Annotated in this window: 12 protein-coding genes; 6 read left to right on the top strand and 6 right to left on the bottom strand. The window is 71.6% G+C overall.

Annotation, left to right across the window (positions count from 1 at the left end; genetic code table 11):
- Nucleotides 1–138 precede the first annotated feature (138 nt).
- Nucleotides 139–2,043: an HSP90 family protein gene (locus M4D82_RS17265; protein ID WP_249766903.1), complete on the top strand. Its 1,905-nt coding sequence runs from the start codon at nt 139–141 to the stop codon at nt 2,041–2,043.
- Nucleotides 2,040–5,048, top strand: coding sequence for a tetratricopeptide repeat protein (locus M4D82_RS17260; RefSeq protein ID WP_249766902.1), 3,009 nt, complete (start codon nt 2,040–2,042; stop codon nt 5,046–5,048). Before M4D82_RS17265 ends, M4D82_RS17260 begins: the two co-directional genes overlap by 4 nt.
- Before the next feature lie 51 nt (nt 5,049–5,099).
- On the opposite strand, the gene M4D82_RS17255 is transcribed toward M4D82_RS17260, so the two are convergent.
- On the bottom strand, nt 5,100–6,002 hold the full coding sequence (locus tag M4D82_RS17255) for an LLM class flavin-dependent oxidoreductase (protein ID WP_249766901.1): 903 nt from the start codon (nt 6,000–6,002) through the stop codon (nt 5,100–5,102).
- 118 nt (nt 6,003–6,120) lie between these two features.
- On the opposite strand from M4D82_RS17255, the gene M4D82_RS17250 reads away from it, so the two are divergent.
- Entirely contained in the window at nt 6,121–7,011 is an 891-nt protein-coding gene (locus M4D82_RS17250) for a Cof-type HAD-IIB family hydrolase (protein ID WP_249766900.1), read from the top strand.
- Between the two features lie 8 nt (nt 7,012–7,019).
- On the opposite strand, the gene M4D82_RS17245 is transcribed toward M4D82_RS17250, so the two are convergent.
- From M4D82_RS17245 to M4D82_RS17230, 4 genes are all read right to left on the bottom strand, one after another.
- On the bottom strand, nt 7,020–8,801 hold the full coding sequence (locus tag M4D82_RS17245; protein ID WP_249766899.1) for a sensor histidine kinase: 1,782 nt from the start codon (nt 8,799–8,801) through the stop codon (nt 7,020–7,022).
- A 24-nt stretch (nt 8,802–8,825) separates the two neighbouring features.
- Nucleotides 8,826–12,446, bottom strand: coding sequence for a thiol reductant ABC exporter subunit CydD (gene cydD / locus M4D82_RS17240; protein ID WP_249766898.1), 3,621 nt, complete (start codon nt 12,444–12,446; stop codon nt 8,826–8,828).
- A gap of 76 nt (nt 12,447–12,522) precedes the next feature.
- Nucleotides 12,523–13,524, bottom strand: coding sequence for a cytochrome d ubiquinol oxidase subunit II (cydB, locus tag M4D82_RS17235; protein ID WP_249766897.1), 1,002 nt, complete (start codon nt 13,522–13,524; stop codon nt 12,523–12,525).
- Nucleotides 13,525–13,542: 18 nt separating this feature from the next.
- Nucleotides 13,543–15,048 (bottom strand): cytochrome ubiquinol oxidase subunit I, encoded by a 1,506-nt coding sequence (locus tag M4D82_RS17230; RefSeq protein ID WP_249766896.1) that lies wholly within the window; start codon nt 15,046–15,048, stop codon nt 13,543–13,545.
- Between the two features lie 194 nt (nt 15,049–15,242).
- On the opposite strand from M4D82_RS17230, the gene M4D82_RS17225 reads away from it, so the two are divergent.
- A complete protein-coding gene (locus tag M4D82_RS17225; RefSeq protein WP_249766895.1) occupies nt 15,243–15,611 on the top strand; it encodes a cyclophilin-like fold protein in 369 nt (122 codons plus the stop codon).
- Between the two features lie 36 nt (nt 15,612–15,647).
- Here the strand turns inward: M4D82_RS17225 and hisC are convergent, their stop codons facing one another.
- Entirely contained in the window at nt 15,648–16,730 is a 1,083-nt protein-coding gene (gene hisC / locus M4D82_RS17220) for a histidinol-phosphate transaminase (protein ID WP_249766894.1), read from the bottom strand.
- A gap of 360 nt (nt 16,731–17,090) precedes the next feature.
- Here hisC and M4D82_RS17215 point away from each other — a divergent pair, with 360 nt between their 5' ends.
- On the top strand, nt 17,091–18,206 hold the full coding sequence (locus tag M4D82_RS17215; RefSeq protein WP_249766893.1) for a LacI family DNA-binding transcriptional regulator: 1,116 nt from the start codon (nt 17,091–17,093) through the stop codon (nt 18,204–18,206).
- A 230-nt stretch (nt 18,207–18,436) separates the two neighbouring features.
- Nucleotides 18,437–19,693 carry a metallophosphoesterase gene (locus M4D82_RS17210; protein WP_283844488.1) on the top strand — a complete coding sequence of 419 codons (1,257 nt, stop codon included), beginning with the start codon at nt 18,437–18,439 and terminating at the stop codon, nt 19,691–19,693.
- Nucleotides 19,694–19,763 lie beyond the last annotated feature (70 nt).

Below are 19,763 nucleotides of genomic sequence, written 5' to 3'. Positions count from 1 at the left end.
GGAGCCGCTGCCGAGCCCGCCGGAATTCAGGGGAGGATTGTCGGATCATCCCCCTACTCTGTTCCTCACTCCGGGATCCGTGAGGGGGGGTACCTCGCGATCGCCGTCTTTCCTCATGAGCAAGCGAGGTGACGCCTCATGACGTCCACACCCCCTTCCCTGCCCGCCGCCGGATCCGCCGATCCCGCCGCTGATCCCGCCGCCGTCAACAGCTTCCAGGTCGACCTGCGCGGCCTGGTCGACCTGCTCTCCCACCACCTCTACTCCAGCCCGCGCGTCTACGTCCGCGAACTCCTGCAGAACGCCGTCGACGCCATCACCGCCCGCCACGCCCACGAGCCCGGCGCACAGGTACGCATCCGCCTGACCGCCTCCGCAGGCAACGTCACCATCGAGGACTCCGGCATCGGGCTCACCGCCGACGAGGCCCACTCCCTCCTCGCCACCATCGGCCGCAGCTCGAAACGGGCCGGCGCCGACGCGGCCGAGGCCGTCCAGGGCCTGGAGACGACCCGTCAGGAGTTCCTCGGACAGTTCGGCATCGGCCTGCTCGCCTGCTTCGTCGTCGCCCGCCAGATCCGCGTCGTCACCCGCTCCGCCCGCCGGCCCGACGCCGCGCCCGTGGAATGGCTCGCCACCGACGACGGCTCCTACACCGTCCGCGAACTCCCGCACGAGGCCCGCCCGGAGCCCGGAACCACCGTCCACCTCCAGGCACGTCCGGGCGCCGAGGAGTGGACCGCTCCCGCGAAGGTCGAACAGCTCGCACGCGACTACGGCTCCCTGCTGCCGTACGACATCACCTTCGACGACGGCGAGGGCGGCGAGCCACGCCCGATCACCGACCGGCCCGCCGTATGGGACCGCCCCTTCCCCACCCCCGCCGCCCGCCGCGTCGCGCTCGCCGGGCACTGCGCGGGGCTGTTCGGTTTCACCCCGCTCGACAGCATCGACCTCGACCTGCCCGTCGCCGGGGTGCGCGGTGTGGCGTACGTGCTGCCCGAGCCGACCAGCCCCGCCCACCGGTCCGGACACCGCGTCCACCTGAAGGGCATGCTGCTCACCGAGCAGGCCGACAACCTGCTGCCCGACTGGGCGTTCTTCGTCCGCGCCGTCCTCGACACCGACACGCTGCGGCCCACCGCCTCCCGCGAGAACCTCTACGACGACGAGACCCTGGCCGCCGTACGCGAAGCCCTCGGAGCCCGCATCCGGGCCTGGCTCACCGAACTCGCCGCGAGCGAGCCGGAGCGCCTGGCGGCGTTCCTCAGCGTCCACCACCTCGGGGTGAAGTCCCTGGCCCGGCACGACGCCGAGCTGCTCGGTCTGATGCTGCCGTGGCTGCCGTTCGAGACAAGCGACGGCTCCATGAGCCTGGAGGAGTTCGCGGCCGCCCACACCGACATCCACTTCACCCGCACGGTCGAGGAGTTCCGCCAGATCGCCCCGATCGCGGCGGCCCACGGCCTCGGCGTCATCAACGCCGGCTACACCTACGACGCCGACCTGCTGGCCCTGCTGCCCTCCGTACGTCCGGAGCTCAAGGTCACCGAACTCGACGCCGGCGCCGTCACCGAGCGCCTCGACCCCGTACCCACCGGCGTCGAACTGGCCCTCGCCTCCTTCCTGTCGACGGCCCGGACCCGCCTGGAGCCGCAGAGCTGCGACGTCGTGCTGCGTGCGTTCCAGCCGGTGTCCGTGCCGGCGCTCTACCTCGACGACCGTCAGGCCCGACAGGAACGCGACCGCACCGCCGCCCTCGACAACGCCGACTCCCTGTGGAGCGGCATCCTCGGAGCGCTCCGCGGTTCGGGACCGCGCGCCCGCCTGGTGCTCAACCACAACAACCCGCTGATCCGGCGCATCGCCGGCCTGCCCGACCCCACACTGGCCGGCACCGCGATCGAATCGCTCTACGGGCAGGCGCTGCTGATGTCCCAGCGGCCGCTGCGACCGACCGACACCACCCTGCTCAACCGGGCCTTCCTCGGGCTCCTGGAATGGGCCACCCACTCCGCCCCGACCCAGGAGGACCCGAAGTGACGGCCATGACCCGCGACGAGATCCAGCGTGGTCTCGCGGAGAACCGCCAGGCACCGAACGGTTCGGCGCGCAACGCGCACGCCGAGGCACTGGCCGCGGCGGCCGAGGTGAGCGGCGATCGCGCGCTCTTCCGCGAGACGCTGGACAACCTCATCAACTCGTATCTGTACAGCTCCGAGTCCTCGAAGATGCTGGTGCCCTTCGCCCGGCTGCTCCAGGAGTACGACAAGGACCCGGCCGCCTTCTCCCAGTGGGACACCCACTCCCTGTTCTGGCAGTTCAAGTGGATCGCGACGGCGATCGGCGACTCGCCCGATGTCCCGGTGGAATCCGCCAACGGCTGGCTCGACGAGATGGAACGCCGCTACCGGATCGCCGGCTACAGCGAGCGGCCCGTCCGCGAGTCCGAGCTGTGGCTGGCCGACGCCATCGGCGACGACGACCGCGCCGAACGGGCCTTCACCCGCTGGCTCGCCGCCGAGCGCGACGACATGAGCGACTGCAAGGCCTGCGAGCTCAACGGCCAAGGCCAGTACGCCGTTCTGCGCGGCGACGACGTGAAGGCCCTCGACCTCTGGCAGCCCGTGCTGACCGGCGAGCTCACCTGTGCCGAGGAACCCCACCGGGTCCTCGCGACCTCGCTGCTGCCCCTGCTGCGCCTCGGCCGGGCCGACGAGGCCCGCTCGAACCACCTGCGCGGCTACCGCCTGGTCCGCGGCAACGAGAGCCTGCTGCCCTCGGTCGGCAAGCACATCGAGTTCTGCGCGCTCACCGGCAACGAGTCACGCGGCCTGGAGATCCTGGCCGACCACGCCGCCCACGTGGGCCCGCTCGTCAACGTCGACGACCAGCTCGCCTTCCACGGCGGCATCCTCGTGCTCCTGCGCCGGCTGCGGGAACTCGGGCACGGGGACAGCCCCGCCGTCCCCTACGAGGGTGTGCCGCGCACCGTCTCCGAGCTCCACGGGCTGCTGTTCGAGGGCGTCCTCGCCATCGCCCGCCGGTTCGACGCCCGCAACGGCACCACCCGGGTCTCGGACCGGTTCCGCTCCCGGATCGAACGGGAACCACTGGTCGGCGTCCTGCCGCTGGGCGTGCGCAGTGCGGCGCTCCCGCAGGCGCGGCCCGTCCCGGCGGCCCCCGCCCCGGCGCCCACCATGATGGCGGGCGACCTGACCGAGCTGGTGGAACGGGCCCGGGACGCGCGCCACACCGGCCATCCGAGCGCCGCTGCCCTTTGGGAGGAGATCGCCGTACGGGTGTCCGCGCGCCCGGAGTCCGAGGTGGACCCGCTGCTCGCGGCGGACGTCGCCGACCACCGGGCCCTCGTGGCCGCACGGGCCGGGGCCCCGGACGCGGCACGACTGCTGGTGGACGTCCGGGACGGGTACCGGGCCCTGGGTCAGGTGAACCGCGCCGCCCTGGTGGAGCTGCGCCTGGCGACCGTGGCCGCGCGGCGCGGCGCCGCGCCGGCGGAGATCCGGGACCTGCTGGCCGTCGGACTTCGCGCCGCCGAGGCCCTGGATCCGGCCGATCCGGCGCGGGTGCGTCGGATCGCGGCCGCGGAACTGGCGGCGCTGCGGCTGGAGCCGTATCTGCGCTCCGTCGAGGGCGCCCACGCCCACGAAGACGGTCATGACCACGTGGGCCATGGCCATGAGGACCACGGGCACGAGGATCACGGGCACGAGGCGGTGGCCGACGCGCTCGACTCCTTCGTCGCCTCGTACGAGCAGGTCGTACCCGACCTGGCCGCCGATGCCGAGGAGGTGCGCGGTCGGTTGGCCCTCTCCCAGGGTGACACCGACGAGGCACTCCTCCTGCTCGCCCGCTCCGCGACCCGCTCCGTCGAGGCCGGCCGGCCCTGGCAGGCGGTCGACCCCCTCGTGCTGCGGGCCGGTGTGCTCATGTCGCTGGGGCGGCCGCAGGAGGCCGAGGAGGCGGCCCGGTCGGGACTGGAGCACGCCGCCGAGGTGACCGACCCCGAGGAGCAGGGCGTCGTACGGCTCACCCTCGCCGACATCCTCGTACGGCGTCGGGAGGCGGCGGTGGAGGCCGCCGAGCACGCCCTGACGGCGGCCCACTGGTTCGACCAGGCCGGGCTGAGCGCCGACGGCGGGGCCCAGGCCCGGCTGATGCTGGCCCGCGCCTATGCGGGGCAGGGCAAGACCGCCGACGCGGCGGAGGTGCTCCAGTCGGCGCTGGCGGACCTCCTGGAGCACGGCGAGGGCCAGGCCGTGTCGGCGCGGGAGTTCCTCGGCGGCCTGCTGAGGGAGCTGCGCGAGTGGCGATCGGCGGCCGAGCAGTACCTGCTGGCTGCTGAACTGGTGAAGGACTGGGAGGACCCGCGCCCGCAGGCGAGCCTCGCCCAGTCGGCCGCCGACTGCCTCTCCGACGCGGGGCTGGTCGAGGAGGCCGTCGCCGCCTACGAGCGGGCCCTTGAGCTGCACCGCAGGACGGGTGAGGCGGTGATCGCCGAGGTGCGGATCCTGCGTTCGCTGGCCTGGCTCGGCCTGCGCCCGGGTGCCTCCGTCACAGCGGTGGCGGCTGCCCGGAGCCGGATGGACGAGGCGGCCGCAGTGCTGGAGACGGCCCTCGCCGCGGAGCCGGACGTCCGGACGGTCACCGGGCTGCGGGCGGAACTGGCCCAGACCTGGCACCAGTTGGCACAGGTGCTGGACCGGCTCGTCACCGAGCAGGAATCGGGCGACTCGGGGGAGCGGACGACGCTGGGCGAGTCGGAGATCGAGGCGCTGCGCCTGGAGGAGATCCTCCTGTGGGAGCGGGCGGCCGCGCTCTACGCCGACCTCGGCTCCGAGCACCTCCAGGACCGTTTCCAGTGCCTGAACAATGCCGCTTGGACGGATCAGGAGCTGGGCCGCCCCGAGGCGGGCGCTGCCCGGATCGCCGCCTTGATCGAGGAGGTCGAGGCACTTCCCGAGGAGAGCGTCCCCGAGTGGCTGCTGCCCCAGGCGCGGCAGGTCCACACGAGCCTGTCGTCCTGACGGCCGGGGGACACGGGGCCGGCTCACAGGCCGGCCCCGTGTCCCGGACGGTCAGCCTTCCAGCTGGCCGAGCGCCTCCGTGGCGATCCGGTCGAAGACGGCGTCGTCGGCGGCGAAGTCGGAGCCGGCGATCGGCATGTGGATGACCAGCTCGGTGAAGCCGAGCTCACGGTGGCGGCCCGCGAAGTCCACGAACGCGTCCACCGATTCCAGCATCGTGCTGCGCTCCGGGGTGAAGCCGGTCAGCAGGACCCGCTCGATGGTCTCGGGGTCGCGACCGATGTCCGACAGGGCCTTGTCGAGCTTCATGTGCTGGCCCGCCAGCGCCTCCAGCGACTGCTCCGGAGTGCCCTCGAAGACCTTCGGGTCGCCGGCCGTCACCCAGGCCTGGCCGTGGCTCGCCGCGAGCTTCACGCCGCGCGGCCCGGTCGCCGCCACAGCGAACGGCAGCCGGGGGCGCTGCACACAGCCGGGAATGTTGCGGGCCTCCACGGCGGAGTAGAACGTCCCCTGCTCGGTCACCGAGTGTTCCGTGAGGAGTCGGTCCAGCAGCGGCACGAACTCGGCGAAGCGGTCGGCCCGTTCGCGCGGGCTCCACTCCTCCTGTCCCAGCGCGGTCGCGTCGAAGCCGTTGCCGCCGGCGCCGATACCGAGGGTGACGCGCCCGCCGGAGATGTCGTCGAGCGTCATGAGGTCCTTGGCCAGGGTCACCGGGTGCCGGAAGTTCGGCGAGGTGACCAACGTGCCGAGTCGCAGCCGGTCGGTGACGGCCGCGGCGGCGGTCAGGGTGGGGATGGCACCGAACCAGGGACCGTCGCGGAAGGTCCGCCACGACAGGTGGTCGTAGGTGTAGGCGGTGTGGAAGCCGAGGCGCTCGGCCCGCTGCCACTCGTCACGGCCACCCTCGTGCCAGGGGCGGTACGGCAGGATCACAGTGCTCAGACGCAGACGCATGCCCCCGAGCGTACGGCGCCCCTCGTGCCTCAGTCGTCCGATGTTTCACGTGAAACACGCCACCCAAGCGACGTTTCACGTGAAACATCGCCCCATGATCACGATCGCGGGGTCTGCGATGGCACCCATAGGCGAAGATGGAGCGGTGACCTCGGCTCCTCAGCGCCCGGACGGGCAGACCCCCGCACCCCGGCTCATCGCCACCGACCTCGACGGCACCCTGCTGCACGACGACAAATCCGTCTCGCTCCGCACGGTCGCCGCGCTCGCCGCCGCCGAGGAGGCCGGCATCGAGGTCTTCTTCGTCACCGGCCGCCCCGCCCGCTGGATGGACGTGGTCGCCGATCACGTCCATGGCCACGGTCTGGCGATCTGCGCGAACGGCGCCGCCGTCGTCGATCTGCACGCCGGCCGAGAGTTCGTCCAGGTCCGGGACCTTCCCCGAGCCACCGCGCTGAAGGTCGTCGAGGCCCTGCGCACCGCCGCGCCGGGTACGTCCTTCGCCGTCGAGCGGACCACCGGCATCAACTACGAGCCGGACTACCCGCCCTTCTTCCAGGACCCGGGCGCCACCGTCGCCACCGTGGAGAAGCTGCTGAACGAGGAGTTCGACGACGGCGCGGGTCCCGTTCTGAAGCTCCTCGCGCACCACGGCGAACTCTCCCCGGACGCCTTCCTGGAGCTGGCCCGCTCGGCCGCCGGCCGGCACGCCGCGATCACCCGCTCCAGCCCGACCGCCCTGCTGGAGATCAGCGGGCTCGGCGTGTCCAAGGCCAGCACCCTGGCCCTGTGCTGTGCGGAACGCGGCATCTCCCCCGAGGAGGTCGTCGCCTTCGGCGACATGCCGAACGACGTGGAGATGCTCGGCTGGGCCGGCACCTCGTACGCCATGGGCAACGCCCACCCGGACGTGATCGCGGCCGCGTCGGGCCGGACCGTCGCCAACAACGAGGACGGGGTCGCCGTCGTCATCGAGCGGATCCTCGCCGACCGAGCGGCCCGCGCGTAAGGGCGTCTCTAGAGCGGGGCCTCCCACACCAGGGTGGTCCCGCCTCCGTCCTCCCCGATGCCCGGCCCGTACCAGCTCGACCCGCCCAGGGACTCGGCCCTCCGGCGCAGGTTGCGCAGTCCGCTGCGCCGGCCGCCCTCCGCGATGCCCACGCCGTCGTCGGCCACTTCCAACCGCACCCCGGGCCGACCGTCGGCCAGGGTGACGGTCGAATCGAGCACCACCTCGATCCGTGAGGCCTCCGCATGCCGGAAGGCATTCGACAGCGCCTCGCGCAGGGCCGCGATCAGGTTCTTGCCGACCAGCTCGCCCACGACGGCGTCGATGGGGCCGAGGAAGCGGTGCGCGGGCTTGAAACCCAGCGGTACGGCAGCCATGTTGATCTCCCGCAGCACGCGGGTGCGCAGTCCGGACGGGGCTTCGGCCGGTCCCTGCTGGAGCGCGAAGATCGCGGTGCGGATCTCCTGGATGGTCACGTCCAGCTCGTCCACCGCCTTGCCCACCCCGTCGCGGACCTCCGGCACGATGGAGCGGCGCTGGGCGCCCTCCAGCATCATCCCCGTCGCGAACAGCCGCTGGATGACGAGATCGTGCAGGTCACGGGCGATCCGGTCGCGGTCCTCGAAGACGGCGAGGCGCTCGCGGTCCCGCTGGGCCTCGGCCATCATCAGGGCGAGCGCCGCCTGCGAGGCGAACTGCGTGGCCAAGGTCCGCTCCGCCTCGGTGAAGGGCCGCTCGCCACGGGCCCGCGGAGTGACGAGAGCGCCCAGCACCCGTCCGCCGCTGTGCAGGGGCAGCATCATGCAGGGCCCGAACTGGCTGGTCAGCTTGCTGATCATGCGGGGGTCGCCGGCGGCGTCCTCCACGAACACCGGCTCGCCCTCCAGGAGCCTGGCCACCACCGGACTCTCGGCGGGGATCACCACACCGAGCGAGGTGGCCGGGTTGTCGGCGGAGACGGCGACGATCTCCATGCCGCCGTCCTCCGCCGGCAGCAGCACGATCCCGGCGGCGGAGTCGGCGAGCCTGCGGGCCTGTTCGGCTACCACCGCGAGGGCGTCGTCCGCGTCCCCGCCCGACAGCAGGGCGGTGGTCACGGCCACCGAGCCGTCGATCCAGCGTTCCCGCTGCGTGGCGGCCTCGTACAGGCGAGCGTTGCCGATGGCGATGCCCGCTTCGGTGGCCAGGACGCGGACCATGTGCACGTCGTAGTCGTTGAACTCGACGCCGCCGTTCTTCTCGGCGAGGTAGAGATTGCCGAAGATCTCCCCCTGCACCCGGATCGGGACGCCGAGGAAGGTCTTCATGGGCGGATGGTGCGCGGGGAACCCGGCCGAACGGGGGTCCTTCGTCAGGTCGGCGAGCCGCACCGTGTCGGGATGGGAGATGAGCGCGCCGAGCAGGCCCCGCTTCCCGTCCGGTCGGTGGCCGATCTCCCGTGCCGTTTCGGGGCTGACTCCGAAGGTGACGAAATCGGAGAGCCCGGGGCCTTCCGTGTCGACGACGCCGATCGCCGCGTAGCGGGCGTCCGCCAGCTCGGCGGCCGTCTCGCAGATGCGATCGAGCGTGGAGTGGAGTTCGAGGCCGGTGCCGACCGAGCGCATCGCCTCCAGGAGTTGCGGTACCCGAGCGGTCAGCTCGGTGGACAGCCCCTGCAGACTCCGGGTGGCCTGGGTGGCGGCCTCCAGGGGGTCCGGCGAGCCCCGGTTCGACGCTTCCCGGTTCGACGCTTCCCGGTTCTGCGCTTCCCGGTTCGGCTCCGGTGATTCCTGAGACTCCTGCAGCGACATGCCCTTGAGACTAGTTAGTCCCGATTAGTGGGGAAACTCGGCAGCGGGCAGGCCGGCCGGAGAGCGCCCCACCCGCGCGAGATCGGCCGAAACACCATCGGCGTGCCGCTCCCGCTCCAGCAGATTCCGCAGGGGGCCATCCACCGCGGCCAGCTCCGCGTACGGACCGCGCTGCACGACCGCGCCCCGGTCCAGTACGAGGACCTCGTCCACCGCATCCAGTCCGGCCAGCCGGTGGGTGATCAGTACGGTGGTCCGTCCCTCGGTCGCGCTCAGCAGGTCCGCCGTCAGCGCGTCGGCCGTCGCCAGGTCAAGGTGTTCCGCCGGTTCGTCCAGGACGAGCACCGGGAAGTCCGCGAGCAGTGCCCGAGCCAGGGCGAGGCGCTGGCGCTGGCCGCCGGAGATCCGCTGCCCGTGCTCGCCGACCAGGGTGTCCAGCCCGTCGGGGAGGCCGTCGGCCCACTCCAGCAGCCGGGCCGCGCCGAGTGCCTCGCGCAGCTGCGCCTCGCTCGCTCCGGTCCGGGCCAGCCGCAGGTTCTCGCGTACCGAGCTGTCGAACATGTGGGCGTCCTGGGCGCACAGGCCCACGGTGCGGCGTACGTCGTCACCGTCGAGGAGACGGGCATCGACCCCGCCCAGGGTGTAGTCGCCCTCGGCCGGGTCGAGGAAGCGCAGGAGGACCTGGGCGAGGGTGGTCTTGCCCGAGCCGGAGGGGCCCACGACCGCGATACGGCGGCCGGCCTCCAGCGTCAGGTCCAGCCCGTGGAGCGCGTACGGCTCCTGCCCCGGGTGCCGCGCGGCGAGTGCGGTGAGCCTCAGCGGGAAGGGCGAGGCGGGCGCGGGGACGGGCTCGGCCGGCTCGACCACCGGCGCCGGCGCGTCCACGACCTCGTGGATCCGCTCGGCGCTACGCCGCACCCGCCCGCGGTACTGGACCGCCAGGGGCAGCCCGTTGACCGCCTCGAAGGCGGCGAGCGGGGTCAGGACCACCACCGCCATGGCCACCCCGGACAACCGTCCCCCGGCGACGGCGCCCGCACCGGCCAGCGCCACACACACCACCGTGAGCCCGCACACCAGGGCGGACAGGCCGCCGCCGAGTCCGGTGGCGGCGGCCCCGCGCGAGGCGATCCGGGTGAGCAGGGCGTCGCTCGCGCGGGCCCGGTCCTTGCGGTCGGCCAGGGCCCCCGCCACGGTCAGTTCGGCGGTCCCGGTCAGCAGATCGGCCGCGTGCGTCGCGAGTTCGCCCCGCGCGGGCGCGAGCCGCCGCTCCGCACCGCGTGCGCAGGCCGCACTGATCAGGGGCACCCCGACCCCGGCCAGCAGGAGGCCCGCGGCGAGGACCGCGCCGGCCTCGGGCAGCAGCCAGGCGGTGAAGGCCACCGACCCCGTACCGACGAGCACCGCCGTGCCCACCGGCAACAGCCAGCGCAGCCAGTAGTCCTGGAGGGTGTCCGCGTCGGACACCAGACGGGACAGCAGGTCCCCGCGCCGCTGCGCGCGCAGCCCGGCCGGAGTGATCCGCTCCAGCCGCCGGTACACCGAGACCCGCAGGTCGGCGAGCATCCGCAGGACGGCGTCGTGCGAGACGAGCCGCTCGGCGTAGCGGAAGACGGCCCGCCCCAGGCCGAAGGCACGGGTCGCGGTGACGGCCACCATCAGATAGAGCACCGGCGGCTGCTGCGAGGCGCGCGAGATCAGCCAGCCGGACACGGCCATCAGCCCGACGCTGCACCCGACGGCCAGCGCCCCGAGCAGCAGACCCAGCCGGAACCGCCCCCGCCAGGCCGACCCCATGGCCCGCACCCGCCGCAGCGGATCACCCACGCCCGCCCCGCCGCCCGACACGACCGCGGCCCGCTCGGTCGCGGCCCCGAGGATCCACTCCCCGGGATCCGCCATCCCGCCCGGTCCACGCCGAGCTCCGGCGCCACCGGCTGCGGCGGCTGCGGCCTCGGCCGCAACGTCATCGGGAAGGCCGTCGGAAACGCCCTCGGCGACCCGGTCCCCCTCGGCCACCGCCACCACCCGGTCGGCCACCGCCAGCAGCGCCGGCCGGTGCACCACCAGCAGGACCGTCCGACCGACCGCGAGGCGGCGTACCGCGTCCACCACCGCGGCCTCGGTCTCACCGTCCAGCGCGGCCGTCGGCTCGTCCAGCAACAGGACCGGCCGGTCCGCCAGGAACGCCCGCGCCAGCGCCAGCCGCTGCCGCTGCCCGGCGGACAGTCCGACGCCGCCCTCGCCGAGCGGGGTCAGCACCCCGCCCGGCAGGGCCGCGACGAACTCCCAGGCCCCGGCGTCCCGCAGGGCCGCCTCCACGTCCGCGTCGCCGGCGCCGGGTCGGGCCAGTCGTACGTTCTCGGCGATGGTCCCCGCGAACAGGTGCGGCCTTTGCGGCACCCAGGCGATCCGCTCCCGCCACTGTTCCAGGGACAGGTCGGCCAGGTCGGTGTCACCGATCCGAACCCGACCGGACGTCGGAGTCACGAAGCCGAGCAGAACGCCCAGCAGCGTCGACTTGCCCGAGCCGCTCGGCCCCGTGAGGGCCACGCACTCGCCCGGTTCGACCACGAGCGACACGGGACCGGGCGAACTCGCGCCCCGGCCCTCGTAGCGCACCTCGACCGCGTCAAGGGCGATCCGCAGTCCACCGGCCGGCACGTCGGCGCCGCCGCCGGAGGTCGGGGCGGGGGTTTCGAGGACCTCGAAGATCTCCTCGGCGGCGGACAGCCCCTCGGCGGCCGCGTGGTACTGCGCCCCCACCTGCCGCAGCGGCAGGTAGGCCTCCGGCGCCAGGATCAGGATGACCAGGCCGGTGTACAGGTCCAGGTCGCCGTGTACGAGCCGCATGCCGATGGTCACCGCGACCAGCGCCACCGACAGGGTGGCGAGCAGCTCCAGGGCGAATGAGGACAGGAAGGCGATGCGCAGCGTGCGCATCGTGGCCTGGCGGTACTCGTCGGTGATCTTGCGGATCGACTCGGCCTGCGCCTTGGCCCGCCCGAACACCTTCAGCGTGGGAAGCCCCGCCACGACGTCGAGGAAGTGGCCGGACAGCCGTGACAGCAGCCGCCACTGCCGGTCCATCCGGGACTGGGTGGCCATGCCGATGAGGATCATGAACAGCGGGATCAGCGGCAGGGTGACCACGATGATCGCCGCCGACACCCAGTCCTCGGTGACGATCCGGGCGAGCACCGCCACCGGAACGACCACCGCGAGCCCGAGCTGGGGCAGGTAGCGGGAGAAGTAGTCGTCGAGGGCGTCCACCCCCCGAGTGGCGAGGGCGACGAGCGATCCGGTCCGCTGCCCGCCGAGCCGGCCGGGCCCCAGGTCCGCCGCCCGGTCCAGCAGCCTGACCCGCAGCTCCGACTTGACCGCCGCGCCGGCCCGGTGCGCGGCCAGCTCGGTGAGCCATGCCACGAGGCCACGGCCCACCGCCACCGCCGCGAGCAGCAGCAGCGGGGTCCGCAGCGCCGCGCCGTCGAGGCCTTCTTCGAAGGCGCCGACGACGATCTCGGCGATGAGCATCGCCTGGCCGACGACCAGCGCCGCTCCGGCCAGCCCGAGGGCGACGACCGCCGCCAGGAAGAGGCGGGTGGAACGGGCGTACCGCAGCAGACGCGGGTCGATCGGTTTCACGTGAAACATCCCCTCGGCAGGGTCAGGCAGGAGGAGCCGTCAATACGTGTCGACGGCGACCGGTGCATGCCGACGCTCAGTGCGCATCGACGATGTGCTGCGTCCCGATGCGCTTGCGGAACACCCAGTACGTCCAGCCCTGGTAGAGCAGGACGAGCGGCGTGGCCACTCCCGCGCACCACGTCATGATCTTCAGGGTGTACGCGCTGGACGAGGCGTTGGTGACCGTGAGGTTCCAGGCGCTGTCCAGCGAGGACGGCATGACGTTCGGGAACAGGGTCAGGAAGAGCATCGCGACGGCGGCCGCGATCGTGACCCCGGACAGTGCGAACGACCAGCCCTCGCGGCCCGCCAGGTTGCAGCCCAGGGCCGCGACGAGCGCCACCACGGCGATCGCCATCGCGATCAGGCTCCAGCCGTCGCCGCGCGAGACCTGGGTCCAGATCAGGAAGGTCAGGGCCAGTACGGCCGTCACCACACCGAGCCGCGTCGCGAGGGCGCGCGAGCGGTCGCGGATCTCACCGACGGTCTTGAGCGAGGTGAAGACCGCGCCGTGGAAGGTGAACAGGGTGAGGGTGACCAGGCCGCCCAGGAGCGAGTAGACGTTCAGCAGGTCGAAGAGATTGCCGACGTACTCCATGTCCTGGTCGATCTTCACGCCCCGCACGATGTTGGCGAAGGCCACGCCCCACAGGAACGCGGGGATCAGCGAGGTCCAGAAGATCGCGTGTTCCCAGTTGGTCTGCCACTTGTCCTCGGGCCGCTTGTGCCGGTACTCGAAGGCGACGCCGCGGATGATCAGGCAGACGAGGATGAGCAGCAGGGGCAGGTAGAACCCGGAGAAGAGCGTGGCGTACCACTCGGGGAAGGCGGCGAAGGTCGCGCCGCCCGCCGTGAGCAGCCAGACCTCGTTGCCGTCCCAGACGGGCCCGATCGTGTTGATCAGGACCCGCTTCTCCGTGCGGTCGCGGGCGAGCAGCTTGGTCAGGACGCCGACGCCGAAGTCGAAGCCCTCCAGGAAGAAGTAGCCGGTCCACAGGACGGCGATGAGTACGAACCAGACGTCGTGGAGTTGCATGGTGTGGTCTCCTCCGCCTCAGTACGAGAAGGCCATGGGCCGGTCGGCGTTCTTGTCGTCGCCGCCGATCCGTGTGGGCGGGTTGAGGTCTGCTTCGGTCAGCTCGGGGGGTCCGAGCTTGACGTACTTCACGAGGAGCCTGACCTCGATCACGGCGAGGATCGCGTAGAGCAGGGTGAAGCCGATCATCGAGGTGAGCACCTCGCCCTGGCTCACGCCGGGCGACACGGCGTCCCGGGTGCGCAGGACCCCGTAGACCACCCAGGGCTGGCGGCCCATCTCGGTGAAGATCCAGCCCCAGGAGTTGGCGATGAGCGGGAAGCCCATCGTCCAGAGCGCGACGATCCAGTACAGCCGCGAGAACTTCGGGCTCAGCGCCTGCTTGAAGAGGACCAGGTGCGGGACCTCGTCCTCGCCGGTGCGCAGGGCCGGCGGCAGCATGAACCTCTTCCGGGTCAGCCACAGGCCCAGCGCGCCGATGGCCAGGGAGGTCATGCCGAAGCCGATCATCCAGCGGAAGCCCCAGTAGGCGACGGGGATGTTGGGCCGGTAGTCGCCGGGGCCGAACTTCTCCTGCTCCGCCTTGTTGACGTCGTTGATCCCCGGGACGAAGGAGGTGAAGTCGTCGTTGGCCAGGAAGGACAGCAGACCGGGGATCTCTATGGCGACCTTGTTGTGGCCCTTGTCCACGTCGCCGTAGGCGAAGACGGAGAAGGGCGCGGGCGCCTCACCGTCCCACAGTGCCTCGGCGGCGGCCATCTTCATCGGCTGCTGCTTGAACATGACCTTGCCGAGGAGGTCACCGCTGATGGCGGTCCCCATACCGGCGATGATCATGACGATCAGGCCGAGCCGCAGCGAGCTGCGCATCACGGGGATGTGCTTCTTGCGGGCGAGGTGGAAGGCGGAGATGCCGACCATGAACGCGCCGCCGACCAGGAAGGCCGCCGTGATGGTGTGGAAGAACTGGGTCAGTGCGGTGTTCTGGGTGAGGACCAGCCAGAAGTCGGTGAGTTCGGCCCGACCGCGTTCCTCGTTGATCCGGTAGCCGACCGGGTGCTGCATCCAGGAGTTGGCCGCGAGGATGAAGTACGCGGACAGGATGGTGCCGATCGAGACCATCCAGATGCAGGCCAGGTGGATCTTCTTGGGGAGCTTGTCCCAGCCGAAGATCCACAGGCCGATGAAGGTCGACTCGAAGAAGAAGGCGATCAGGGCTTCGAACGCCAGGGGGGCTCCGAAGATGTCACCGACGAACCGCGAGTAGTCGGACCAGTTCATGCCGAACTGGAACTCCTGGACGATGCCGGTGACGACACCCATCGCGATGTTGATCAAGAAGAGCTTGCCCCAGAACTTCGTGGCCCTGAGGTACTTCTCCTTCTCGGAACGCACCCAGGCGGTCTGCAGGCCGGCCGTGAGGGCGGCGAGCGAGATCGTCAAGGGGACGAACAGGAAGTGGTAGACGGTGGTGATGCCGAACTGCCATCTCGCCAGTGTCTCCGGCGCCAAAGCTAGGTCCACGCCCTCTTCTCCTTCGGTCGGGTCGCCGTGGTCACAGCCGCAGTTTTGCCTGGTATGCCCCACTCATTCCGGGAGGAAGCGGAACATGCTTGTGAACGCGTTCACATTCACAAGCATTATGTCGTACCTCTCTCGGCGACTTTCAGCCGGGGTCCCCCTAGCCAACACCTTCAACAAATTGTTGAATGCCGGTCATGCAGATACGAATCTCCTGGCCCGCCGGCCAGCTCACCGCGACCCTCGACGACACCCCGACCGCCAAGGCCCTCGTCGAGGCTCTTCCCATCTCGGCTTCGGCCAACACGTGGGGCGAAGAGGTCTACTTCGACACCGGCGTCTCCGTGGCCCCGGAGGCCGACGCCCGCCAGGTCGTCGACCCCGGCACGGTCGCCTTCTGGACCGAGGGCGACGCACTCGCGCTGCCCTACGGCCCCACTCCCATCTCGCGCGGAGGCGAAAGCCGCCTCGCGAGCCCGTGCAACGTGCTGGGCTCGTTCGACGGCGACCCCCGCCTGCTGGCGACCGTGCGCGAAGGGGACCCCGTACGCGTCGAGCTCGCCTGACCCGGGACCCCGCCGGCCAGGGCCACAGCCCCTCGGCTACATCTCCTTGAAGAACGCCTCGGCCGTGTGCAGGAAGAGGTCGTTCGCCTCGGTCTCACCGATCGTGACCCGCAGGCCTTCGCCCGCGAAGGGCCGGACCACCACACCGGCCTTCTCGCAGGCCGCGGCGAACTCCGCCGTCCGCTCCCCCAGCCGCATCCAGACGAAATTGGCCTGCGTCTCCGGGACGACCGTCCACCCCTGATCGAGCAGCGTGCCGTAGACCCGAGCCCGCTCGCCCACCAGGGACCCGACCCGGCCCATCAGCTCGTCCTCCGCACGCAGCGAGGCGACCGCCGCGTCCTGCGCGAGCTGGCTCACGCCGAAGGGCACCGCGGTCTTGCGCAGCGCGGCGGCCACCGGCTCGTGCGCCACCGCGAAGCCGACGCGCAGGCCGGCCAGCCCGTACGCCTTGGAGAAGGTACGCAGCACGCAGACGTTCGGGCGGTCGCGGTAGAGCTCGATGCCGTCCGGCACGTCCGTGTCGCGCACGAACTCGCGGTACGCCTCGTCCAGCACCACCAGGATGTCCGTGGGCACCCGGTCCAGGAAGCGCTCCAGCTCGGCCCGGCGTACGGCGGTGCCCGTGGGGTTGTTGGGGTTGCAGACAAAGATCAGACGGGTCCGGTCGGTGATCGCGGCGGCCATCGCGTCCAGGTCGTGCACGTCCCCGTCGGTCAGCGGCACCTTCACCGACGTGGCCCCCGAGATCTGCGTGATGATCGGGTACGCCTCGAAGGAGCGCCAGGCGTAGATGACCTCGTCGCCCGGACCGGCCGTCGACTGGATGAGCGACTGCGCCACACCCACCGAGCCGGTGCCGGTGGCGATGTGCTCGACCGGGACGCCGAACCGCTCGGCGAGCTCGTTGACCAGACCGGTGCACGCCATGTCGGGGTAGCGGTTGAACCGGTGGGCGGCCTCGACCGCGCTCTCCAGCACGCCCGGAAGGGGCGGGTACGGGTTCTCGTTCGAGGAAAGCTTGTACGCGACGGGCCCGCCCGCGGCGGCGGGCTTGCCGGGCTTGTAGGTGGGGATGCCATCCAGCTCGGCGCGCAGCTTCGGGCTCTTCTCGCTCACCGCAGGTCCTCCTCGACCGTCCCGTCGACCACCGTCGACTCAATACTGCTCACCTTATGAGGATTCCGCCGATCCGAGAATGGTGGGCGCCCGGAACACAGGGGGAGCGCGCGCATATATGCGTGCGCCGGTGGCCTGCGCCGTGGCGCGCGTCCCTCGTGCAGGTGAGTTGAGACCGGCCGGTTGCAACCCCGTTTTGGCATGCTCGTACCCGCCGACAAGCTCCACCGTCACCCTGAGCAACAAAATCCCTTTGATTCCAAGGTCATTGGGGGTGGCGAACCAAGCAGAATCGTGCCTGTCAACGCGTGCATATGCACCCGGACCGCCCGCCCCACCGAGCCCTACTATCGGCTCGCCATGACAGCAGCAGGGAAGCACCAAGTGAGCCGGACCGAGACCACCCGGCGGGTCGGCGGCCGACAGGGCCGGGCCGGCATCAGAGACGTGGCCGCCGCGGCGGGCGTCTCCATCACAACCGTCTCCGACGCGCTCAATGGCAAGGGCCGACTGCCCGACGCCACCCGACGCCATGTTCGCGAGGTCGCCGACCGGCTGGGCTACCGCCCCTCCGCCGCCGCCCGCACCCTCCGTACCGGCAAGTCCGGCCTCATCGGCCTGACCGTGACCACGTACGGGGATGAACCTTTCACCTTCACCGAGTTCGCGTACTTCGCCGAAATGGCGCGGGCCGCCACCTCCGCCGCGCTCGCCCGCGGCTACGCCCTCGTCATCCTCCCGGCCACCTCACGGCACGACGTCTGGTCCAACGTGGCCCTGGACGGCACCGTCGTCATCGACCCCTCCGACCACGACCCGGTGGTCAGCGAACTCGTCCGCCAAGGCCTGCCCGTGGTCTCCGACGGCCGTCCGGCCGGCACCCTCCCGGTGACCGCCTGGGTGGACAACGACCACGAGGCCGCCGTCCTGGGCCTGCTCGACCACCTCGCCGCCGCCGGCGCCCGCCGTATCGGGCTGCTGACCGGCACCACCACCGACACCTACACCCGGCTCTCCACGACGGCCTACCTCAGCTGGTGCGAGCGCGTCGGCCAGGACCCGGTCTACGAGTCCTACCCCGCCCATGACCCGTGCGCGGGCGCCGTCGCGGCCGACCGCCTCCTCGCCCGACCCGACCGACCCGACGCCGTCTACGGTCTGTTCGACCCCAACGGCACCGACCTCCTGGCCGCGGCGCGCCGCTACGGCCTGCGGGTCCCCGAGGACCTGCTCCTCGTCTGCTGCAGCGAGTCGACCGTGTACGCCAACACCGAACCGCCCATCACCACGCTGTCCCTCAAGCCGCGCCGGATCGGCACCGCCGTCGTGCAGTTGCTGATCGACGCGATCGAGGGCGTCGACACCGGTCGCCCCGTCGAACAGGTCGTCCCGACCGAGCTGATCATCCGTACCTCCTCCCAGCGCCGGACCCCCCGGACGACCATCAGCCCGCCCCGCTCGCCGGCCCAGGACTGACGCGCGACCCGCCGCACCGGCGGGGCCGACGGCCCCGCCGAAGAATCAGCAACACCAATATCGGGCGAAAACGGCAGGAAGGGACGGCTCCGGCCAGGATTCACCACCCCTGGTGCGTCACAGAGCGCGAGCCGCATTCCTATGATGGGCGCACGACATCACGGACCCTCCACCCCGGAGGTGAGGAGGGTCCGCAGGTGTACGGCAGCGCGACGGTGGTGGAGGGGTCGATGACTCAGGGGGCCGGTCAGGGACCCGCGATGCGGACGGACACGCTGCGGGACTTCCGGGTGCCGGTCAACGAACCCGCGCCGTACGCCACGTCCGGCGAACACCCCGGCGACACGTCCGCCCACGGCGAGTACCCCGTCTACTACGACGAGCACGTGCCGGCGCCCCCGCGGCCCCCGTACACCCCCGAGCCGACGGGCTACGGAGTCGCGGCCTCCGCCGCCCCCACCGTCCGGGTCGTCTACCCGGAGGCCGTCCCCCGCCAGCGCACTACCTCCGCCCACGCGGACGACAGCGCGGGCGACCCCGTCGACGACGGCTACACGCCCACGCAGCGCGACCTGCCCGTCATCGGCCGCGGCGCACCGGTCGGCGGCCCCGGCGACACCGTCCAGGTCCAGTACGTCCCGCAGGACGCCGCCGGCCCGGGTCCCGGACCGCTGTACGTCGTCGGGGACGTCCACGGCTACCTCGACGAGCTCGTCACCGAGCTCCGGGCGCAGCACCTCATCGACGCCGACGGCCACTGGTCCGCCGGCAACGCCCGGCTCTGGTTCCTCGGCGACTTCACCGACCGCGGCCCCGACGGCATCGGCGTCATCGACCTCGTGATGCGCCTGTCCGCCGAAGCCGCCGCCGCCGGCGGCTACTGCAAGGCGCTCATGGGCAACCACGAGCTGCTCCTCATCGGCGCCAAGCGCTTCGGCGACACCCCCGTCCACTCCGGCGCCGGCACCGCCACCTTCCAGGCCGCCTGGCTCCTCAACGGCGGACAGCGCACCGACATGGAGCGCCTGGAGGACGTACACCTCCAGTGGATGTCCCGCCTCGACGCGGCCACGCTGGAGGACGGGCACCTGCTCCTGCACTCCGACACCACCGCCTACCTGGACTACGGCGACTCCATCGAGGACGTCAACGACACCATCCACGAACTCCTCAACCGCAACGACGCCGACATCACCTGGGACCTGTTCCGCAAGTTCACCAAGCGGTTCGCCTTCCGGGACGAGGAGACGGGCCCGCAGGCCGTGCGGGAGCTGCTCGACACCTACGGCGGTGGGCGCGTCGTCCACGGTCACAGCCCGATCCCGTACCTGCTGGGCGAGGTGGGCGCCGAGGACGGCGAGGAGGCCCGCGGTCCGGAGGCCGTCGACGGCCCGCACGTCTACGCGGACGGCCTGGCCATCGCGATGGACGGCGGCGTGACGATGGCGGGCAAATTGCTGGTCGTGCAACTGCCGCTGCGCGACTGAGCGTTGCCTGAGCGGGGTATTTCCCGGAAGTCCCTGTCACGTCGTGGCCGGGGCGCTCTACCATCGCTCT

Origin of the sequence: Streptomyces sp. RerS4 (genome assembly GCF_023515955.1) — a bacterium.
GTDB lineage: Bacteria > Actinomycetota > Actinomycetes > Streptomycetales > Streptomycetaceae > Streptomyces.
This window is presented reverse-complemented; position numbering and strand designations above follow the sequence as displayed.